Genomic DNA, 902 nt, shown 5'->3' with positions numbered 1-902 from the left:
GACAGACAATCAGACCTTCCTACAGATGTTAATATAGTTATTTATTATAATATGCCAATATACTTGCAAAGTGCAAAAGAGAAAATAGAATTAATATCAAGCARTAATTATAGAGAGATAGATTTTGATGTTAGATATGCAAAAATAGAAGATTTAAGAGAATGGGAAACTAATGAATATGAATTAAATCAGGTATTAGTTATAAAACCTAAAAAGGCTTTAAACAAAGATGATGAAATAAGTGTATATATAGAAGAAGGACTTGCTGCTATAAATGGAAACTTAGGCACAGCAGACAATGATAGTTTTAAGTTCTCTACACATGATAATTTTTATTTTAATGGAGAAGAAGAGCAAACAGTAACAGCATCATATTCTCCAAAAGCTCCAGAAATAAAATTCAGTACAAGAGTAGAATGGGCTGACTTAATAAAAAATATKGAAATAAGCCCGCAAATTCAGCTTCCTACACAAGAAGAAATAGAACAAAACTCATGGTCTTCTAAAAGCTTCTCACTTTATTCACTTAGATTTAACCCTAATATCACTTATAATATAAAAATCAAAGGAAGCTTAAAAGATATTTACGGACAAACTTTAGGCAAAGAGAAAAATATTACATTAAATGTTACAGACTATAACCCAAGCGTTTCAATACCTTCTGGAATGGGTGTTGTAGAAGCTTATGAAGGAGTAAAACTTCCTGTACAGGTAATGAACCCTAATACAATTTATATACAAAGCAGATACGTTGATAAAGAAAATATTATACCTTTCTTATTTGTAAATAAACAAGTATATAGATATGATGAAACTCTAGAGTTTAGAAATTACACTAATAAATATAAAAACTTATTCGGCTACAATAATAATACAGAATATACTCCAAATGTTGAAAGAAA

General features: G+C 28.4%; 1 pseudogene. It reads left to right on the top strand.

Annotation, left to right across the window (positions count from 1 at the left end):
* Positions 1-902: pseudogene (locus GQX97_RS12635) on the top strand (alpha-2-macroglobulin); the annotation flags it as partial.

This window comes from Brachyspira sp. SAP_772, assembly GCF_009755885.1.
Taxonomy (GTDB): domain Bacteria; phylum Spirochaetota; class Brachyspiria; order Brachyspirales; family Brachyspiraceae; genus Brachyspira.
This window is presented reverse-complemented; position numbering and strand designations above follow the sequence as displayed.